Origin of the sequence: Terrabacter sp. Ter38, assembly GCF_024519435.1 — a bacterium.
Taxonomy (GTDB): domain Bacteria; phylum Actinomycetota; class Actinomycetes; order Actinomycetales; family Dermatophilaceae; genus Terrabacter.
On record NZ_JALJRZ010000030.1, the window covers coordinates 1 to 435 of the forward strand.

General features: G+C 55.9%; 1 pseudogene. It reads left to right on the plus strand.

What is annotated here, in order from left to right:
• Positions 1 to 435, plus strand: a pseudogene (locus tag NR112_RS23280) (hypothetical protein); the annotation flags it as partial.

The window sequence follows — 435 nt, forward strand, 5'->3', positions numbered from 1 at the left end:
GGAGGGGGAGAAAGAAGGAGGAGAGAAGAAGGGGGAAGGAGAGAAGGGGAAGGGAGGAGGAAAAAGAGGGAGGAGAAGAGGGGGAAGGGGAAGAAGGGAAGGGGAAAAGAAGAGAGAGAGGGGGAGGGAGGAGAGGGAAAGAGGGGGGGGAGGAAGAAAGGGGGAGGAGAGAAAAGAAGAAGGAGAGGGAGAGAAGAAGGAGAGAAAAAGAAGGGGAGAGGAGGGAGAAGAAGAAGGGGAGAGAAGGAGGAAGGGGGGAGGAAGAGGGGAGAGAGAGGAAAAAAGAAGAAAAGGGGAGAAGAGAGAAAAGGGGAAAGGGAGGGGGAAGAAGGAAAAAAAGGGAGGAAGAGAAGAAAAGGAGAGAAGGAAGGAAGAGAGAGGAACGACGCGCGCGAGGCGACCGGCCCGGGAGACCTCGTGCTCTTCACCGACTGG